Genomic DNA, 19386 nt, shown 5'->3' on the forward strand with positions numbered 1-19386 from the left:
GCCCCCTCTAACTAGACGTCGTCCTCCCCGATCCGATGCACCTGGATCAGATTGGTGGAGCCTACTGTGCCCGGCGGAGCGCCCGCGATGATGACCACCAGATCGCCACGCTTGTAGCGTCCGAGTTCGAGCAGCGACTTGTCGACCTGCTTGATCATTCCGTCGGTCGTCTGGATGTGCGGAACGATGAACGTCTCGGTGCCCCAACTCAGTGCGAGCTGACTGCGGACCTCGGGCAGCGACGTGAAGGCCAGCAGCGGCAGCGGCGTGTGCAGCCGCGCGAGCCGCCGGACGGTGTCACCGGACTGCGTGTATGCCACCAGCGCTTTGGCGTCGAGCCGCTCGCCGATGTCACGCGCCGCATACGAGATGACACCACGTTTGGTGCGGGGTACGTGAGTCAGCGGCGGAACCACGACCGAGTTCTCCTCGACCGCCGCGATGATCCTGGCCATCGTCTTGACGGCCTCCAGCGGATACTTACCCACCGACGTCTCGCCGGAGAGCATCACGGCGTCCGCGCCGTCGAGTACCGCGTTCGCCACGTCGGACGCCTCGGCGCGGGTCGGCCGGGAGTTGTCGATCATCGACTCCAGCATCTGGGTAGCCACGATGACGGGTTTGGCGTTCTCCCTTGCCATTTGGATGGCCCGCTTCTGCACCAGCGGCACCTCTTCGAGCGGCAGCTCTACGCCCAGATCGCCGCGGGCAACCATGATCGCGTCGAAGGCCAGCACGACAGCCTCGAGATTGTCGATGGCTTCGGGCTTCTCGAGCTTGGCGATGACGGGCACCCGCCTGCCGACGCGGTCCATCACCTCGTGCACGAGTTCGATGTCGGCCGGCGAGCGGACGAACGACAGTGCGACCAGGTCGACGCCGATCTGCAACGCGAACTCGAGGTCCTCGATGTCCTTCTCCGACATCGCGGGCGCCGACACGTTCATGCCGGGCAGCGACATGCCCTTGTTGTTGCTGACCGCGCCACCCTCGGTGACGGTGCACACCACGTCATTGCCTTCGATGTGGTTGACGACGAGACCGACGTTGCCGTCGTCGACGAGCACCCGGTCGCCCTCCGTCGCGTCCTCCGCGAGCCGCTTATAGGTCGTCGACACCCGATCGTGGGTGCCCTCGCAGTCGTCGACGGTGATCCGCACCGTCTCACCGTCGGCCCAATATGTGGGGCCATCGGCGAACCGGCCAAGACGGATCTTGGGACCTTGCAGGTCGGCGAGGATGCCGACGGCACGTCCCGTGGCGTCGGATGCGGCGCGAACGCGCTTGTAGTTGGCTTCGTGATCGGAGTAGTCGCCGTGGCTGAAATTGAGCCGCGCGACGTCCATTCCGGCCTCGACCAGTGCCCTGACAGCCTCGTCAGTCGCGGTGGCCGGACCCAGGGTGCAGACGATCTTTCCGCGTCTATTCACGAGTCCTGAGCATAGTCGTTAATCGATTCAGACGACGGCCAGTGGTAGCGCGCCCGGAATCACCGGTGCGGGCAGGTCGGACTCTCCCATCAGGTATTTGTCCACGGCGTGCGCGGCGCTGCGGCCCTCGGCGATGGCCCAGACGATCAGCGACGCGCCACGGTGAGCATCGCCACAGACAAACACCCCCGATGCGTCGGTCTGCCAGTCCGATCCGCACGATAAAGCGCCGCGACGGTTGAGTTCGAGACCCAGTTCGTCCAGTAGCGGCATGTGCTCGACGCCGTCGAACCCGATCGCCAGCAGCGCCAACTCACAGGGCAGTTCCAGTGACTCCCCGACCGGCGTGATCACGCGACGCCCCTCGGCGTCCCGTTCGACCTTCACCTCCGCGATCTCGATGGCGCGCAGGTTCCCCTGGTCGTCGCCGAGGAACCGTTGGACGGCCACCTCGTAGCGGCGGTGACCACCTTCGGCGTGCGCCGGCGAAAGGCGGGTTCGCAGCACGACCGGCCACATCGGCCACGGCGAGCGGGTGTCGTCGCGGGACTCCGGCGGTTCCGGGTTGTAGTCCAGTTGTGTGACGGACTTCGCGCCCTGCCTGTGCGCGGTGCCCAGACAGTCCGCACCGGTGTCACCGCCGCCGATGATCACGACGTTCTTGCCCTGCGCGGAGATCGCACTCGGGCCGTCGCCCTCGCACTCCTTGTTCGCGGGCACCAGATGGTCCATCGCGAGGTGCACACCGTTGAGATTGCGGCCTACTGCGTCACTGTCCCGCGCCCGCAGCGCGCCGACCGCGAGCACGACGGCGTCGTACTGCGCCCTGAGCCGTTCGACGGGCAGGTCCACGCCCACTTCACATTCGGTGACGAATCGTGTTCCCTCGGCGCGCATCTGGGCCAGGCGCTGGTTCAGCGTCGCCTTCTCGAGCTTGTATTCCGGGATCCCGTAGCGCATCAGCCCGCCGATGCGGTCGTCGCGCTCGTACACAGTGACGTCGTGGCCAGCCCGCGTGAGCTGTTGTGCCGCAGCAAGTCCCGCGGGACCCGATCCAACGACGGCAACCCGCCTACCCGTCGCGATGGCGGCGGGCTGGGGTTCGACGATTCCGTCCATCCAGGCCTGATCGGCGATCGTCTGCTCGATCCGCTTGATAGTGACGCTGCCGCCAGTCTGCTCCTCTCCGATGGAAAGCACACACGCGGCTTCGCACGGTGCCGGACACAACCGGCCGGTGAACTCGGGGAAATTGTTGGTTGCGTGCAAGCGGTCGCTCGCCGCGTCCCAGCGGCCGCGGCGCACCAGATCGTTCCACTCCGGGATCAGATTGCCCAACGGACAGCCCGCACTTCCGGAGTGGCAGAACGGGATCCCGCAGTCCATACATCGGCGGGCCTGCTGCGAGACCTCGCCCGCACGCTGGTGCGGATCCTGTTGTTCGTAGACCTCACGCCAGTCGCCGACGCGTTCGTCGACCGCCCGCTTGGTGGCTTCGACTTTGGGAACCTTGAGAAATCCGGTCGGGTCAGCCACGGCTTGCCTCCATTATCGCGGTGTCGACGTCGCGGCCCTCGCGCTTGGCGACCAACGTGGCCTCCAGCACACGCTGATAGTCGCGAGGCATCACCTTGGTGAACTGCGCACTGCGCCTTGGCCAGTCGGACAGCACGCTCGTGGCCAGCGTGCTTCCGGTGTACTTGGCGTGCGTGGCGATGACGTCGCGCAGCCAGGTCAGGTCCTCAGGTTCGAGGCGCTGCAAATCGACCATCTCGGTGTTGACCTTCTTCGGATCGAGGCCGAGCACGAACGCTATACCGCCGGACATTCCGGCCGCCATGTTGCGGCCCGTCTTGCCGAGCACCACCACGCGGCCGCCGGTCATGTACTCGCAGGCGTGGTCACCGACACCCTCGACGATGGTCAGCGCACCCGAATTGCGGGCGGCGAAGCGCTCCCCGGCCCGTCCCCGCAGATACAGCTCGCCGGATGTGGCGCCGAAAAGCAGCGTGTTTCCCGCGATCACGTTGTCCTCGGGCAGGAACAGCACGTCGTCCGGCGGTCTGACGATGACCCGTCCGCCGGACAGGCCCTTGCCCACATAGTCGTTCGCGTCGCCGACCAATTCCAAGGTGACGCCCGGCGGCAGGAATGCTCCGACAGACTGGCCCGCGGATCCGGTCAGCGTGATGTGAATCGTGTTGTCGGGCAGCCCCGCGGCGCCATAACGCCGAGTGACCTCGGAACCCAGCAGGGTTCCTACGGTGCGGTTGACGTTGCGCACCGGCAGTTCGAGCCGGACCGGATGCGCGTCCTCCAGGGCACCCTCGGCGAGTTGGATCAGCGTGCGGTCCAACGCTTCTTCGAGGCCGTGCTCTTGCGCCCTCGTTCGGCGACGCGCCCCGCCATCGCTCGGCACCGCGAACACCGGCGTCAGGTCCAGACCCCGGCTCTTCCAGTGGGCAACGCCCTCGTCGGTGTCCAGGACTTCGGCGTGGCCCACCGCCTCGTCGATGCTGCGGAAGCCGAGCTCGGCAAGGTACTGACGAATGTCCTCGGCGATGAATCGGAAGTAGTTCTCGACGAACTCCGGCTTGCCGTTGAATCGTGCCCGCAGCTCGGGGTTCTGCGTCGCGACACCGACCGGGCATGTGTCGAGGTGACAGACCCGCATCATGATGCAGCCCGAAACCACCAAGGGCGCAGTGGCGAAGCCGTACTCTTCGGCGCCGAGCAGCGCCGCGACGACGACGTCGCGTGCGGTGCGCATTCCGCCGTCGCACTGCACGGTGATGCGGTCGCGCAGTCCGTTGAGCATCAGCGTCTGCTGGGTGTCGGCCAATCCGATCTCCCACGGCATGCCCGCATGCTTGAGGCTGGTGAGCGGCGCGGCGCCGGTGCCACCGTCGTATCCGGAGATCAGCACCACGTCGGCGTGCGCCTTGGACACACCCGCCGCAACCGTGCCGACGCCGACACTGCTGACGAGCTTGACGTGGATACGCGCGTCGGCGTTGGCGTTCTTGAGATCGTGGATGAGCTGAGCCAAATCCTCGATCGAGTAGATGTCGTGGTGCGGCGGCGGCGAGATCAAGCCGACGCCTGGCGTCGAGTGCCGAGTCTTGGCGATGTTCGGGTACACCTTGTAGCCCGGGAGTTGCCCGCCCTCACCGGGTTTGGCGCCTTGAGCCATCTTGATCTGGATGTCGGTGGCGTTCAGCAGATAGTCGCTGGTGACGCCGAACCGGCCGGAGGCGACCTGTTTGACGGCGCTACGACGACGGGGGTCGTAGAGACGTTCGGTGTCCTCACCGCCCTCCCCGGAGTTCGAACGGCCACCGAGGTTGTTCATGGCGATGGCCATGGTCTCGTGCGCTTCGGCGGAGATGGAGCCGTAGCTCATCGCACCGGTGTTGAACCGCGTGACGATGGAGTCGACCGATTCGACTTCCTCCAGCGGGACCGGCGGCCTCAGCTTCTTGAAGCCGAACAGGCCGCGCAGGGTGCCACCATCGGCGGAGAGACGGTTCACCTCGTCGGAGTACTGCTGGAAGATGTCATGGCGGCCGGTACGGGTCGAATGCTGCAGCAGGAAAACCACTTCCGGGGTGAACAGATGCAGTTCGCCCTCACGGCGGAATGCGTATTCGCCGCCGACCTCGAGCCGCCGGTGCACCCGCTCGGTCGGATTCTCCGGATACGCCCGCCGGTGCCTGACCTTGACCTCCTCGGCGAGCACGTCCAGTGCAACGCCGCCGAGCTGGCTGGGCGTACCGGTGAAATATTCGTCGATGACTTGCTTGTCGATGCCGACCGCCTCGAACGCCTGCGCCGCGGTGTAGGAGGCGACGGTCGAGATGCCCATCTTGCTCATCACCTTTGTGACGCCCTTGCCGAGCGCCTTGAGGTAGTTGCGCACTGCGGCAGCGGGTTCGATGCCGGTGAGCTCACCTTCGCGGACGAGGTCCTCGATCGACTCGAACGCCAGATACGGGTTGACGGCGGCGGCACCGAAACCGATGAGCATCGCGATGTGGTGCACCTCGCGGGCGTCGCCGCTCTCCACCACCAGCGCGACCGTGGTGCGTTCCTTCGTGCGGACGAGATGATGATGCACGGCAGAAACCGCCAGTAGCGAGGGTATGGGTGCCCTCGTGTGGTCGGAGTCGCGATCGGAGATGACCAGGGTGCGTGCGCCTTTGGCGATGGCGTCGCATGCCCGCAAGCGCAGATCCTCCACGGCTTCGGCGAGGCCTTCGCCACCGCGCTCGACGTCGTAGAGCGCTTTCAGCACCGCGGTCCGCAGCCCGCCGTACTCGCCGTCGTCGTTGATGTGGACGATCTTGTTGAGTTCGTCGTTGTCGAGAACCGGCCAGCGCAGCACGATCTGGCGGCATGACGCCGCGGTCGGTTCCAGAAGGTTCTGCTCCGGACCCATGATGCGGGCCATCGAGGTGACGACCTCCTCGCGGATGGCATCCAACGGCGGATTGGTCACCTGCGCAAAGAGTTCCACGAAGTAGTCGTAGAGCAGCCGAGATCGCTGCGACAGCACGGCCGTCGGAGTATCGGTGCCCATGGAGCCCAGTGGCTCCGCACCCGAGGCGGCCATCGGGGTGAGCAGAATGCGCAGGTCTTCTTCGGTATAGCCGAAGGCGACCTGCCTGCGGACAACCGTCTCGTGATTCGGCTGGAAACGGACGCGGTCGGCGAGCGTCTTGATGTCGAGAAGTCCCGAATGCAGCCACTCCCCGTAAGGTTCCTGCCCGGCGAGCGACTCCTTGATCTCGTCATCGGCGACGATGCGGCCGGCGGCGGTGTCGATGAGGAGCATCTTGCCCGGCTGCAGACGGCCCTTGGCGACGATCTGCGCCGACGGCACGTCGAGCACGCCGCTCTCGCTGGCCAGGATGAGGCGGTCATCCAGGGTGCGCCACCAGCGCCCTGGCCGTAAACCGTTGCGGTCCAACACCGCTCCGACGAGCGTGCCGTCGGTGAACGTGACACACGCGGGCCCGTCCCACGGCTCCATCAGCGAGGCGTGGAACTGCCAGAACGCCCGCTCGGCAGGGTCCATGGTCGTGTTGTTCTCCCACGCCTCGGGGATCATCATCAGCACGGCGTGCGGCAGGCTGCGGCCACCCAGGTGCAGGAGTTCGAGGACTTCGTCGAACGACGCCGAATCGGACGCCTCCGGAGTGCAGATCGGTGACAGACGCGACAGGTCGCCGGGAATCTTGGCGCTGGCGAGCATCGCCTCGCGCGCGTGCATCCGATTGCGGTTCCCGCGCACGGTGTTGATCTCACCGTTGTGCGCGACGAAGCGGAAGGGATGCGCCAACGGCCACGACGGGAACGTGTTCGTCGAGAAGCGACTGTGCACGATCGCGATCGCGCTGCGGCACCGTTCGTCACGCAGATCCGGAAAGTATTGGGGCAGTTGCATTGTGGTCAGCATGCCCTTGTACACCATGGTACGGCTGGACAGTGACGGGAAGTACACGCCGTTGCGCTCGGCACGTTTGCGCAGCGGATACACATAACGGTCGAGGTCGATGCCACCGAGCTGTTTCGGCGAGGCGACGAACAGCTGCTCCATGCGCGGCATACAGCCGAGCGCCGTCGCTCCGACCTCGGCCCCAGCTGGATCGGTGGGGAGCTCACGCCAGCCCAGTACGGTGAGCCCTTCGTCGGCGGCGATGGCTTCGACGTTCGCGCGTGCGTCCGCGCGGTCAGCGGCGTCCTGCGGCAGGAAACAGATGCCTGCGGCGAACGTGTTGGCACCCTCGTCGGTGGGCGGCGGCAGCTCGAAGTCGACGACGTCGCGCAACAGTTCGACGGGCAGCTGGATGAGGATGCCCGCCCCGTCGCCGCTGTTGGGTTCGGCGCCCGCGGCGCCGCGGTGCTCCAGATGTTCCAGAGCGACCAGTCCGTCGACGACGATGGCGTGCGACCGGCGGCCTTGGATATCGGTGATCATGGCGACGCCACAGGAGTCCGACTCGTTATTCGGGTCGTAGAGCCCTTGAGGCTCGGGAAATGCCGAGTAGAGCATTGAGGTGGCAACCTCCGCAGTCCGGGGAAATCATGTCCCGGGACTGCACCGGCCCGTACTTGATTGTATCAGCGCAACGTGCCAGCTACCCAGTGAGAAGCGTCGGGACCAGCGGGAACCCAGGCAGATTTCGTACCACGGTCCACCCCACGGCGATCGCGACGATGACGGCGCCGGAGACCGGCGTCAACCATGACCGGTCATTTCGGCGGCACAGCAGAATCCATATCAACAGCAGCGGCAGGCCGATCAGAGCGACCACATTGTCGACGACCGCCGCGGCCAGATCGCCGTTGAGAACGTCATGGACCATCCGCAGACCGCCGCAACCCGGGCAGAACAGACCCGTGGCCGCATGGAAGGGGCATGCGGGAAACAGAAAGTTCGGCCGATGGGGGTCGGCGAGGCCGATATAGGCCAGGCTGCCCACCAGCACGGCGCCCGTGCCGAGGGCGGTGTACAGCCGCCCCCGATTCGGGGTCGTGTCCGTCGTACTAGGTGCCATCGCGCAGCGGGCGGCCCTGCGGATCGCGCACCTTGTCGGTGAGCATCAGGATCGCGTCGATGATCCCCCAGATCACGGCGCCGATACCGCAGGTCACCAGGCCGACGAGAAGCTGGGCGACGCCGAGTCCGGTCTCGCCGATGTACATGCGGCCGATACCGACGAGCCCGAAGAGGCCCAGCAGCTGCAGCAGGCCCGCGACGACCTTCGACTTGTCCGAGTACGGCTCACCCGTCATGGGGTGGCGGCCGAAGGGCGCGCTCGGGTCCATGTAGGCCTGCGGATACTGGCCGCCGGGCGGCGGATATTGCGGTGCATAGCCAGGCTGCGGCGGGGGCGGCGGAGTTGGCTGGCTTCCATACTCATTGCCACCGAACTGCGGCTCAGTCATGCCCCACAGCATGCCAGAAATGCCGCCATTACTTCAGGTTTGGCCGCTTACCAGGCGAAGGATGTCGACAAGGCCGTCGACCGGCACCGACGGATCGATCGACCGGAGCAGCCCGAGGCCGACACCGAGCGCAAGCATCACGATCGCCGTTTCGCCACCCGGCAACGCGGGCGCGGTGTCATCGACGGAATCCGCTGCCCCGGTGAGCATTTGGAGTATGCCCTTGAGTCGGGATGCGAGTTCGTTGCGCAATTGCTCGTTGTGACGGGCGTGCGCGGCGAACTCGACCTCCAGCGATGTCCACGCCGGATCGCCGATGACCTTCTCGGCCCAGGCCTGCAGCCCCTCGACACGGGACGCGGTGGTGGGCTTCGCCATGATCTCGAGTATCTCGGCGAGACGTTCACCGCGGACCTCGTCGAGCACGGCGATGCACAGCTCGTCCTTGTTGCGGAAGTTGGAGTACACCGCACCCTTCGAAAAGCCCGCGGCGTCGGCGACCTTCTCCAGCGATGTCGGGTGATAACCGTCGTCGAAGAACAGCTGCCTGGCCGTCTTGACCAGCTGAGTCCTGGTCTGGGCCTGGCTTTCGGCGCGAGTCATCCGAGTCACGGTGTCATCGTACTCCGTTGACATTCTGTTGGTATCTAAATACTGTCGGTTTTTCGATGAAGGGAGCACGGTATGCCCTATCCCAAGATCGCGCTGGACGGCGCTGTCGTCGCGGTGACGGGCGGCGCACGCGGAATCGGCAGGGCAACCGCCTCGCTGTTCACGTCCAAAGGCGCGACGGTCTGCGTCGGCGACCTCGACACCGCGGACTCACCGGGTGCGCTCGCCCTCGATGTCACGTCGCGCGAATCGTTCGGGACGTTCGTCGACTCCGTGCTCTCTCGGCACGGCCGCATCGACATCCTCGTCAACAATGCCGGGGTAATGCCGCTGGGCGACTTCCTTTCCGAAGACGACGCGATCAGCCGCACGACGCTCGAGGTGAACGTGTGGGGCCTGATTCACGGAATGAGGGCCGTGATGCCGCACATGGTCGAACGCGGCCGAGGGCATGTGGTCAACGTCGCGTCGATGGCGGGCAAGCTGGTGGTTCCGGGAATGGCGGTCTACAACGCGAGCAAGTTCGGCGCCGTGGGGCTGTCGGCCGCGGTCCGTGAGGAATACCGGAGTACGGGTGTCAGCGTCAGCGCGGTGCTGCCGAGTGCGGTGCGGACGCGGCTTGCGTCGGGAGTGCCGCTGGGACACGGGATGCCGACCGTTGACCCCGACGATGTCGCGCGGGCAATCGTCGGCAGCGTCCGGCGTCGGCGCGCCGAGATCACCGTGCCCCGATATCTGGCGGGTTGGGATCTGGTGAATGCGGCGGTGCCGGAGCCAGCGATGCGGCTGGGCCGCAAGCTGATCGGTGACCGCCGGGCGCTGACGTCTGTGCAGCAGGATGTACGTGCTGCCTACGAGGAGACGATCGCGGCGCAGGCGTTGGGCCGATGACGCGGGAGCCTCGGGTCGTCATCATCGGTGCGGGCGTGGCAGGCATCGCGACCGCAGTGACGTTGCAGCAGGCCGGCTTCAACGACTTCACGATCCTGGAAAAAGGTTCCGATGTCGGCGGGGTGTGGCATTGGAATCGCTATCCCGGTCTCACGTGCGACGTGCCGTCGCAGCTGTACCAGTTCTCGTTCGCGCCGAAGCCTGATTGGTCGGGCCTGTTCGCGCCCGGCTCGGAGATTCAGCGCTATCTTCGCGACGTCGTCGACGACCATGGTCTTGCCGGGCGACTCAGACTCGATTCTGAGGTTGAGTCAGCGGTGTTCACCGGATCGTCTTGGCATATAACGACTTCCGATGGTGCGGATTTGGAAGCGGACTTTCTGATCTCGGCGACGGGGGTACTGCATCACCCGTTTACGCCGGATATCCCGGGACTGGACACTTTCGCCGGCGATGTCGTCCACACCGCGCGCTGGGACGACGGTGTGGCCACCGACGGACGACGGATCGCGGTGATCGGCACGGGGTCGACCGGCGTGCAGGTGGTGTCCGCGCTGCAACCGGGCGCGGCACAAATCAGCCATCTGGTGCGGTCGCCGCAGTGGGTCATCTGGGTGCCGATGGGGCTTCGCCAGCCGGCTTTTCTGGGCAAGCTGCTGCGGCGGCGGCCTTCGGTGCACCGGAAGCTGTATGGCGTATTGCTCTGGGGGTCGGCCATTCTCCCCGACATCGCGACCCGGCCAAGCTGGCGTCGAAGGCTGGTGCAGGCGTACGCGCGGCGGTCGCTGCGCGCGCAGGTCCGCGATTCGGAACTGCGCGATCGCCTCACCCCCGACTATCAGCCGCTGTGCAAACGGCAGGTGGTGTCGAGTTCGTACTATCGCGCTATCCGCGCGAAGAACGCCGAGCTGGTCACCTCGGCGATCGAGCGGGTAACATCGGGCGGCATCCGGCTGGCCGACGGCCGCGAGATCGCGCTTGACGTACTGATTTTGGCAACCGGATTTCACACGCATCACTACATGCGGCCCATGAACTTGCGCGGGCGCGACGGTATCTCGATCGACGATGCGTGGGCCAAGGGGCCGCGAGCGTACCGGATGACGGCGATTCCGGGCTTCCCCAACCTCTTCACGGTCTTGGGTCCCAATTCGCCGACGGGTTCGATAATTCCGCAATATCCTGCCGAGCTGACGGCCCGGTACATCACACATTGGCTGCGCCGGTTCCGCGCCGGCGAAGTCGATACAGTCGAGGTCACCGAGGAAGCCACCGCGAAGTTCAACGACGACGTGAGCGTTGCGTTGGGCCCCACGGTGTGGAATACCGGTTGCAACTCTTGGTATCTCACCGACGACGGCAACGTCGACCTGTGGCCCTACGACCGTAAGACGATGACGGCGATGCTGCACCGACCCGATGACCGCGACTTCCATCTTCAGAAGGGTGGGGGTTTGTAGTTGGCGGCGAGCCAGGCTTGGTGCTGCCGTTCTTGTTCGGCGATGAGTTCGGTGCGTTCACGGCGTTCGGCGTTGATCCGGTCCTGGCGGTCCTGAGCGCGGGTTTGTTTGCGCCGCGGCATCATCACCGTGCGATCGGTGTCCGGATCGATGACGTGCGGTGGCAGATCGAGTTCACCGGTCGGCTGGGCTAGGGCGGCGAACATCGCCGCACCGTGGGCCTCGGTGGTGTAAGTGTGCCCGGTCGGCGAGGTCAGCACGATCGTGCCGTCGGGCAACTGCTGATCGCTCCACCCACAGAACGTCTTCACCAGATGGTGGATTCGGCAGTAAAGCTTCATGTTCGACGGATGCGTCGACCCCTGCGGATAGGGCACCGTGTGGTCGATATCGCACTTCTCGACCGGCTTGTCGCAGCCCGGCCAACGACACGTCAGATCGCGCCACTGAATGAATTCTTTGGTCTTCGCACTCGGCCGATACCCGGGATCGGGCGCCACACCGGTAGGCACGGTCAGAGGCTTGAGCGTCGCGGTCTTCGCCACGTTGCGCACCGATTCGGCGGGCAGAATGCCGAAACCGCGTAGATACCCCGGATTATCACTTGACCCGTCGAGCGTTCCCTGTTCGGCGAGCACATGGATCACTGCTGCCGAGGCGGCAATCTGTGCTGCTGCCGCTGTGCACTCCGGGCGTCCGCACTCGCATGCCAGGGTGGTTTCCATTCGGGCCAGCGCGCCGGCGGCATCGGCGCGACGCTGACTTCGGCTGCGAGGGTCGTGTTCACACACCGTGGCCGCCAATGCATCCAACCGCGCATCAAGTGCGGCGGCGTCGGTGGCCCGCACATGACCCGAGGCGAACGCCATCCCCGGACCGGCTTCGTCGACGTCGAAATACCGGTTCTCGTCCACCTTGGGCGGCACGCGTACCCCGGCCGGGTCGAACTTGGCCACCCACTGATCGACCCGATCACGCAACTTGTTCTTGGAGAATTTCATCCACTTTTCGCAGTGCCGCGCGATCGCCTCGTCCAACTCCGGCATCAGCGCATCCTCGACGTTGTCGGTGCGGTTGATGATCGTCGACACCATTCGGTAGTCGATGGTGCCGCGTAGAAAGACCTTGGCCACCATGGGGTGCCGATGGGCCAGGGTGCAGGCGAACTGCACCTGACTCACCGCACGGGAATGGCTGATGTTCTGCACCGCCGAGACTTCGGCGGCAACCGCGGCACAGTAGTCGACCAGGTGCCATTCCAGATCGGCCAACGCCCCTTCACGCCGTTCATAAAGATCGGCCACTGCTAACAACCGCTGCGCCATGGACATCGACTCGTAGCGCGTCGCCTCACCCATCACCTCGATGAGATCCCGGTCCCGATCGCACTCGAACATGTGTTCGACTATGCCAAATGGGTCTGACAAGTTCCGTCAGCTCCGTCGAGCGGCCTCCTGCGCCAGCTGAACGCGAGAGGTCAGACCCAGCTTGGTGTACACATGCGTCAGATGCGTCTGGACAGTGCGCGGCGAAATGAACAAGCGCGCCGCGATGTCCTTGTTGGCCAACCCCTCACTGACCAACCGCACCACGTCGAGTTCGGTCGGCGTCAACGACGCCCAACCGCTCGACGGCCGCTTGCGCGCCCCGCGACCGCGCTGCGCATACGCGATCGCCTCCTCTGTCGACAACGCGGCACCTTCGGCCCAGGTAGCCTTGAAGTCACTGTCTCCCAGAGCATCACGGGCCGTGGCGATGCACTTCTCGACACCTTCCTGATGAACACGGGACCGGGCGGCCCCGGTGCGCTGCCATAAGGATTCCGTCGCGCCGAATATCCGCGCCGCCTCTCGGTGGCGATCCGTCAGGACGAGCACGCGGGCGAGGCACTCCAAGACTTCAGGCGTGATGACATGCGCTTCCATCTCCGAAACAACCGCAAGCCCGTCGTACGCGTCCCGCTCAGCCTGCTCGAGTTCGCCCGTCTCGATCCCGACCCGACTGCGGGTCGCCAGCGCCGTGGCTCGATGCCATCCTCTCGTCACGACCACCGCATCGTCCGCCCATCGGCGCGCTTCGTCCAGTTCGCCTGCGGCCAGCGCGACCTCGCCACGCCACGAGACGAACACTGCACACGCAACCGGATGAACGCTGACGATCGGCCATCCCAGATCGTGCGCACGCTTCGCGGCCGACACATTGCCCGCCGCGAGCTCCGTCCAACCAGACAGCATCGTTCCGGAGCCCGCGAAGAACCCTCCGAGCTCGGCTCCCGCCTCTGCCAGCGCGTCGGCGTAGTCGGTAGCAGCCTCGCCGCGGTATGTCGCGATGATGCAGAGATGCTGAACGGCGATGTACCTACACAGCACATCGGACGCGGCGTCCGCCTCCTCGAGCAGTTCGGTGCAGACTCGCGTCGCGCCCGCCAAATCCCCGCACGTGATCAGCTGGGCGACGATGCCCCAGGCGCGACAGAAGCGCGAGCTGAAGCGGTCATTTATCGAGTCGGCCAGATCGCGGCCTTCGACGCCCGCCGCGTAGGCCGCTCTCGGATCACCCGTCCAGAACGCCGCATAGCTCTGCCAGCAGAGAATCTGGCTCAGCCGCCATCGGTCTCCCAACTCGCGTGCGAGTGCGCTCGCCTCGGCCAAATACGGCTGCGCCACCTCGAATTCGTAGGCAGCGATGCTCCCGCATGCCGTCAACGCCCGTACCACCAACGCCGGATCGCCGACCTGGCGCGCGATGGCCAGCGCCTTCTCGGCCTGGTCCATCCTGTCGGTGGTGATGCCCCACGCATCGAGCAGCGCCTTATCGGCCAACGCTCGCGCGAGGACTGCGGGAGTGACATCTCCCTCTGCGTCAACTGAATCGGTGAGCACTGCATCGAACCAGGACAGGCCCTCCATGATGCGTCCGCGTGCCAGCCACAGTGGCAGCAGTGCCGACGCCAGCTGCATCGCGGCGTCGGTATCCCCGCTGTCCTGACTCCACGCGAACGCTGCCCTGCTGTTGTCGATGTTCACTTCCGCTTGTGCGAGAAGCTGCTCGTGCTGTCCGGCAGGCGGATTGTCCAGCTCCGCTGCCAGCGAGGTGTAGTAACCGCGATGCCGCGCACGAATGTCAGCTGACTCTTCGGATTCCCCGAGCTTCTCCGCCGCATACTGACGCACCGTCTCCAGGAGTCGGTATCGCGTTTGGCCATGTGCGCTATCGGCCACCACCAGCGACTTGTCGACGAGCAGCGTGAGCTGATCGAGCACCTGATAGCGCTCCACATCGCTTGACCCGGTGACCATCTGCGCCGCGTTGAGATCGAATCCGCCGGCGAAAACGGCGAGTCGGCGAAACAGCACCCGCTCGGGTTCACTGAGCAGCGCATGCGACCAGTCCACCGACGCCCGCAGTGTCTGCTGACGACGCACCGCAGTCCGCGAACCACCGGTCAGCAGCCGGAACCTGTCATGGAGGCTGTCATTGATCTCCTGCAGCGACAAGGCGCGAACGCGTGCGGCGGCAAGTTCAATCGCCAACGGAACGCCGTCCAACCGTCGGCAGATCTCGGTCACGAGGGCCGAGCTGTCCTCTGTGAGAGCGAATTCAGATCTGGCGAGGCGCGCACGGTCGGCGAACAGCACGACAGCCTCGTCGGTCAGCGACAACGACGGGACCCGCCACGTCACCTCCCCAGCCAGCCCGATCGGTTCACGGCTCGTCGCCAGCAGCGTCACATTCGGACAGGCACCGACCATCGTCTGGATCATTTCGGCACTGGAGTCCAGGAGATGTTCGCAGTTGTCCAGCACCATGAGCAGCTCGTGCTCGCCGATCGATCGCACGATCGTGTTCACGGTGGACCGTCCCGGCTGATCTGGCAGGCCCAACGCGCGCGCCACCGCGACCGGTAGCACGTCGGGATCGGTGATCGGCGCCAAGTCGACATACCTTGTGCCGTGGCCGAATTCACCGGTGATCATCGACGCCACATGGACAGCCATCCGCGTCTTACCGACACCCCCGGCGCCGGTCAGCGTCACCAGCCGATTGGTCGCCAACAGCTCGCGGACCTCCGCGATCTGCCCCTCACGGCCGACAAAGCTGGTCAGCTGCACCGGAAGATGCTGTGCCACAGCCCCGTTACCGGCGCGCAGCGGCGGGAAGTCGTTGAGAAGATCGGGGTGACACAGCTGCCGCACCCGTTCCGGGCGGGGCAGATCCCGAAGAGCATGCTGTCCGAGGTCGATCAGCCACGCACCCTCCGGAAGGTGGTCCAGTACCAGGTCTTCGGTGGTCGAGGTCACCAGCGTCTGTCCGCCGTGGGCGAGGTCGCGCAGACGGGCGGTGCGGTTGATGGTCGGGCCGATGTAGTTCCCCTCATCGCGCAACTGCACCTCGCCGGTGTGTAGACCGATGCGCAGACGGATCGGCGCCAGCGGTGCGCGCTGCACCGCGACTGCGCACGCCACCGCATCGCTGGCCCGGGCGAAGGCGATGACGAAACTGTCGCCTTCACCCTGCTCGACGGGGCGCACCCCGCGGTGCGCGACGACGACCTCCGCAAGAGTCCGGTCGAGTCGTGCGACGGCGGCTCTCATCTCGTCGGAGTGGTTGTCCCACAGCCGCGTTGAACCCTCGATATCCGCCAGCAGCAGCGTCACGGTCCCGGTGGGCAGCCCGCTGACGCCGACGTCGCGCATCTCAGTCATGCTTAGCCGCCTCCTGCGCCAATTGGACGCGCGACGTCAGACCGAGCTTCGTGTACACATGCGTCAGATGCGTCTGCACCGTCCGCGGCGAGATGAACAGCCGCGCGGCGATGTCCTTGTTGGCCAACCCCTCACTGACCAACCGCACCACATTGAGCTCGGTCGGCGTCATCGACGCCCAACCGCTCGACGGCCGCTTACGCTCCCCTCGCCCCCGCTGCGCATACGCGATCACCTCCTCCGTCGACAACGCAGCGCCCTCTGCCCACGCCGCGTCGAAGGCTTTGTCCTCCAGCATGTCCCGAAGCGCCGAAATCCAGGCAGCGGAGCGCGAGCGAACGTCCGAAAACGCTACGGCTCCGGTCGCGGTGCGCAGAGTCTCCGCAGCACCGAACAACCGGGCTGCCTCCCGCGGACTCTCGCCGACCGCCGCGAGGTGTGCCAGGTACTCGAGCATCTCAGGGACATCGAGATAAGAGCCCACTGCAGTCGCTTCCCCGACGGCCGCATGGAGATCGTCCTCCGCCTGCGTGAGGGCACCATCGGTGACGGCTATCCGAGCACGCGCCAGTAGTGCCGCCGCGTGGTGGCAACCCCTGCCCTTGGTCGCCGGGACTGCCTCGTCAGCGAGACGACGCGCTTTGTCGACGTCGTTATTCAGAAAAGCGATGCGGGACTGCACTTCCAGATGCATCGCCCATGTTTCGGGTAGTAGGCGCCACAGTGGCGAGGCAAGCTCGATGGCGTCCGCGGCTTCGCGTTCGTCACCTTTTGCGAAGGCGGCGAGCGCGAGACCGTTGAAGCCGTGCGCAAGTTGAAGTCCCCCGAGGTCGGTTCCGAGCTCGATCGCCCTCCTCGCCGCGGCTTGGGCAGCGTCCGTGTCACCAAGGTAGGCGAGGACGTAACTCATGGACCCGAGGGGCATCTCGGCCCACAGCCAGTCATGTGCGGTCTCCGCCTCTTCGGCCACCGACGCGAACTGCGCCGCGGCGCCGGTCAACTCACCGCACCACATCTGCGCGAGCCCGAGGATCCAGCGGCACTGCCGTGCCACGAACTTGTCGCCGATCCCACCGGCGAAATCAGCGCCCTCACGGGCGATCGTCTCTGCTTGCGAGCAGTCGCCGCTCATCATCGCGCCGTATGCCCGCCATCCCAGAACCTGGCTGATTCGCCACGCATCACCCGCTGCCCGAGCCAGGTCGAGCGCTTCGTCGAAGTACGGCTTCGAGGTGACGCTGCTGTGTCCATTGACGCAACCGGTCGCGATCAGGGCGCGAATCAACAGCGTGACATCGTCTGAACCACGCGCGATGCGCAAGGCCGTCTCAGCCAGCGCTGGACTGTGGACACCGAGCCACGATTCGAGCATCGCCTTGTCGGCGACAGCTCGTGCATATTCGGCCGTTGCTACGTCTCCCGCTGCGTCACGGTCTGCGATCGCAATTTCGAGCCCTGCAAGGCCTTCCCGAAGCCGACCACGTGCGAGCCACAGAGCTTGTAGCGAGGTGACGAGTGACAGTGCCTGCTCGACATCGGAGTTTTCGCGACACCATTGGAATGCGGCCCGCAGGTTGTCGATTTCCAGGGCCGCCTGGTCCAGATGACGTTCGTGACCGTCGCCGGCCGGGGTGTCGAGCCGAGCCGCCATCGCAGCGTAGTGGTCACGATGGCGGGTCCGCACCACGTCGGCCTCGCCGGACTCCCCCAGCTTCTCCAGCGCGTACTGGCGCACGGTTTCCAGCAACCGGTATCGCGTTGGTTCCGTGGCGCTTTCGACCACCACTAGCGATTTGTCGACGAGCAGCGTGAGCTGGTCGAGCACTTGGTAGCGCTCCACCTCGACACCGCCTCCCACGGCTTCTGCCGCGTCGAGGTCGAACCCACCCATGAACGCCGCCAACCGGCGGAACAGGACGTGCTCGGGTCCGGTCAGGAGTGCGTGCGACCAGTCGACCGACGCCCGCAGCGTCTGCTGCCGCTGAACTGACGTCCGGGCACCACCGGTGAGCAGCCGGAACCGGTCGTTGAGGCTGGCGAGCAGGTCGGCGATCGACAGGGCGCGCGCCCTGGCGGCCGCGAGTTCTATCGCCAGTGGCATTCCGTCGAGCCGACGGCATATCTCGGCGACGGCTGAGGCGTTCTCGTCGGTGATGCGAAAGTCGGACCTCACCTTGCGGGCGCGTTCGGCGAACAGGTCGACAGCGTCGGTCTCCACCGGCAATGACGGCACCCGCCACGTTGATTCGCCAGGCATCCCGATCGGCTCACGGCTGGTGGCCAGCAGCGACACCGATGGACAACCCCGAAGTAGGTCGCCGACGATGGCGGCCGCGGCGTCCAGAACGTGTTCGCAATTGTCGAGCACGATGAGCATCCGTTGGTCGCCGATGTAGCGAACCACGCTGTCGGTGGAGGAACTTCCCCGCTGGTCGGTCAGACCGAGAGCACGTGCCACCGTGACAGGCACCACCCCCGGGTTGGCAATCGGCGCGAGATCCACAAACCAGACACCACTTGCGAATTCGCCGGCTATCGCCGCGGCCATCTCGACGGCGAGCCGTGTCTTCCCGGAGCCTCCGGCACCCGTCAGAGTCACGAGCCGATTCTGCGAAAGGAGCTCTCGAATATTCGCCATCTCGGCCGTCCGACCGACGAAACTGGACAGCTGAGCCGGAAGATTCTGTGTCGCAGGACTATCGACGACGCGCAGCGGCGGGAAATCGTTGTGAACGTCTGGATGGCATAGCTGCACGACCCGTTCGGGACGCGGCAGGTCTCGAAGTGCATGTGTCCCCAGGTCTGTCAGCCATGCGTCGTTGGGCAGGTGGTCGAGCACCATCGGCTCGGTCGCACCGGAGAGCACCGTCTGCCCGCCGTGCGCGAGATCGCGTAAGCGAGCCGTTCGGTTGATCGTCGGACCGATGTAGTTGCCCTCGTCGCGCAATTGGATCTCGCCAGTGTTGATGCCGATGCGCAGCCGGATCGGCGCCAACGGAGCCCGCTGAAGCGCCAGCGCGCAGGCCACCGCATCACTGGCACGTGCGAAGGCCAGCACGAAACTGTCGCCCTCACCCTGCTCGACTGGTCTGACCCCGTTGTGGGCTGCGGCGAGCCTCGCCAGCGTCTCGTCGAGGCGCGCGATCGCCGAGCTCATCTCCGCAGGCTGGGTCTCCCACAACCGTGTTGAACCCTGGACGTCTGCCAACAGCAGCGTCACCGTCCCCGTCGGCAGCCCCGTCACCGCGAATTCGCTCCACTCAGTCGCGCTCATGCTAGCCAGCATGCAGCGCTGACGTGCGGCAATACATCAGCGAATACGCGTATATACGACCC

General features: G+C 65.7%; 11 protein-coding genes. 2 read left to right on the plus strand and 9 right to left on the minus strand.

Going from position 1 to position 19386, the window contains the following annotated elements:
- Window positions 1-11: 11 nt before the first annotated feature.
- The 6 genes from pyk to ACIA48_RS29440 all read right to left on the minus strand — a co-directional run bounded on the left by pyk (window position 12) and on the right by ACIA48_RS29440 (window position 8984).
- Window positions 12-1430 (minus strand): pyruvate kinase, encoded by a 1419-nt coding sequence (pyk, locus tag ACIA48_RS29415; RefSeq protein WP_396739716.1) that lies wholly within the window; start codon window positions 1428-1430, stop codon window positions 12-14.
- Window positions 1431-1457: 27 nt separating this feature from the next.
- Window positions 1458-2966 (minus strand): glutamate synthase subunit beta, encoded by a 1509-nt coding sequence (locus ACIA48_RS29420; protein WP_396739717.1) that lies wholly within the window; start codon window positions 2964-2966, stop codon window positions 1458-1460.
- Window positions 2959-7485, minus strand: coding sequence for a glutamate synthase large subunit (gene gltB, locus ACIA48_RS29425; protein WP_396739719.1), 4527 nt, complete (start codon window positions 7483-7485; stop codon window positions 2959-2961). The genes ACIA48_RS29420 and gltB overlap by 8 nt, the downstream gene beginning before the upstream one ends.
- A gap of 85 nt (window positions 7486-7570) precedes the next feature.
- A complete protein-coding gene (locus ACIA48_RS29430) occupies window positions 7571-7990 on the minus strand; it encodes a DUF2752 domain-containing protein (protein ID WP_396739721.1) in 420 nt (139 codons plus the stop codon).
- Window positions 7980-8381: an NINE protein gene (locus ACIA48_RS29435; protein ID WP_396739723.1), complete on the minus strand. Its 402-nt coding sequence runs from the start codon at window positions 8379-8381 to the stop codon at window positions 7980-7982. The genes ACIA48_RS29430 and ACIA48_RS29435 overlap by 11 nt, the downstream gene beginning before the upstream one ends.
- A 33-nt stretch (window positions 8382-8414) precedes the next feature.
- Entirely contained in the window at window positions 8415-8984 is a 570-nt protein-coding gene (locus ACIA48_RS29440) for a TetR/AcrR family transcriptional regulator (RefSeq protein ID WP_396739908.1), read from the minus strand.
- 81 nt (window positions 8985-9065) lie between these two features.
- On the opposite strand from ACIA48_RS29440, the gene ACIA48_RS29445 reads away from it, so the two are divergent.
- Window positions 9066-9884, plus strand: a complete 819-nt coding sequence (locus tag ACIA48_RS29445) for an SDR family oxidoreductase (RefSeq protein ID WP_396739725.1) — start codon at window positions 9066-9068, stop codon at window positions 9882-9884.
- Complete coding sequence (locus ACIA48_RS29450) at window positions 9881-11344, plus strand: flavin-containing monooxygenase (protein WP_396739727.1); 1464 nt, start codon at window positions 9881-9883, stop codon at window positions 11342-11344. The genes ACIA48_RS29445 and ACIA48_RS29450 overlap by 4 nt, the downstream gene beginning before the upstream one ends.
- Here ACIA48_RS29450 and ACIA48_RS29455 read toward each other — a convergent pair.
- From ACIA48_RS29455 to ACIA48_RS29465, 3 genes are read right to left on the minus strand one after another with little or no spacing between them, the layout of a single operon-like run.
- Complete coding sequence (locus ACIA48_RS29455) at window positions 11323-12741, minus strand: DUF222 domain-containing protein (RefSeq protein WP_396739729.1); 1419 nt, start codon at window positions 12739-12741, stop codon at window positions 11323-11325. The genes ACIA48_RS29450 and ACIA48_RS29455 overlap by 22 nt on opposite strands.
- A 36-nt stretch (window positions 12742-12777) precedes the next feature.
- Window positions 12778-16050 (minus strand): LuxR C-terminal-related transcriptional regulator, encoded by a 3273-nt coding sequence (locus tag ACIA48_RS29460; RefSeq protein WP_396739731.1) that lies wholly within the window; start codon window positions 16048-16050, stop codon window positions 12778-12780.
- Window positions 16043-19324, minus strand: coding sequence for a LuxR C-terminal-related transcriptional regulator (locus tag ACIA48_RS29465; protein WP_396739733.1), 3282 nt, complete (start codon window positions 19322-19324; stop codon window positions 16043-16045). The genes ACIA48_RS29460 and ACIA48_RS29465 overlap by 8 nt, the downstream gene beginning before the upstream one ends.
- Window positions 19325-19386 lie beyond the last annotated feature (62 nt).

Origin of the sequence: Mycobacterium sp. NPDC051804 (assembly GCF_044452905.1) — a bacterium.
Lineage (GTDB): Bacteria > Actinomycetota > Actinomycetes > Mycobacteriales > Mycobacteriaceae > Mycobacterium.

Excerpts from the sequence above, each read along its gene's own strand:
- ACIA48_RS29430 (WP_396739721.1), bottom strand. The coding sequence starts at position 7,990 with ATGGCACCTAGTACGACGGACACGACCCCGAATCGGGGGCGGCTGTAC.
- ACIA48_RS29455 (WP_396739729.1), bottom strand. The coding sequence starts at position 12,741 with ATGTTCGAGTGCGATCGGGACCGGGATCTCATCGAGGTGATGGGTGAG.
- ACIA48_RS29440 (WP_396739908.1), bottom strand. The coding sequence starts at position 8,984 with ATGACTCGCGCCGAAAGCCAGGCCCAGACCAGGACTCAGCTGGTCAAG.
- ACIA48_RS29460 (WP_396739731.1), bottom strand. The coding sequence starts at position 16,050 with ATGACTGAGATGCGCGACGTCGGCGTCAGCGGGCTGCCCACCGGGACC.
- ACIA48_RS29450 (WP_396739727.1), top strand. The coding sequence starts at position 9,881 with ATGACGCGGGAGCCTCGGGTCGTCATCATCGGTGCGGGCGTGGCAGGC.
- ACIA48_RS29465 (WP_396739733.1), bottom strand. The coding sequence starts at position 19,324 with ATGAGCGCGACTGAGTGGAGCGAATTCGCGGTGACGGGGCTGCCGACG.
- gltB (WP_396739719.1), bottom strand. The coding sequence starts at position 7,485 with ATGCTCTACTCGGCATTTCCCGAGCCTCAAGGGCTCTACGACCCGAAT.
- ACIA48_RS29445 (WP_396739725.1), top strand. The coding sequence starts at position 9,066 with ATGCCCTATCCCAAGATCGCGCTGGACGGCGCTGTCGTCGCGGTGACG.
- ACIA48_RS29435 (WP_396739723.1), bottom strand. The coding sequence starts at position 8,381 with ATGACTGAGCCGCAGTTCGGTGGCAATGAGTATGGAAGCCAGCCAACT.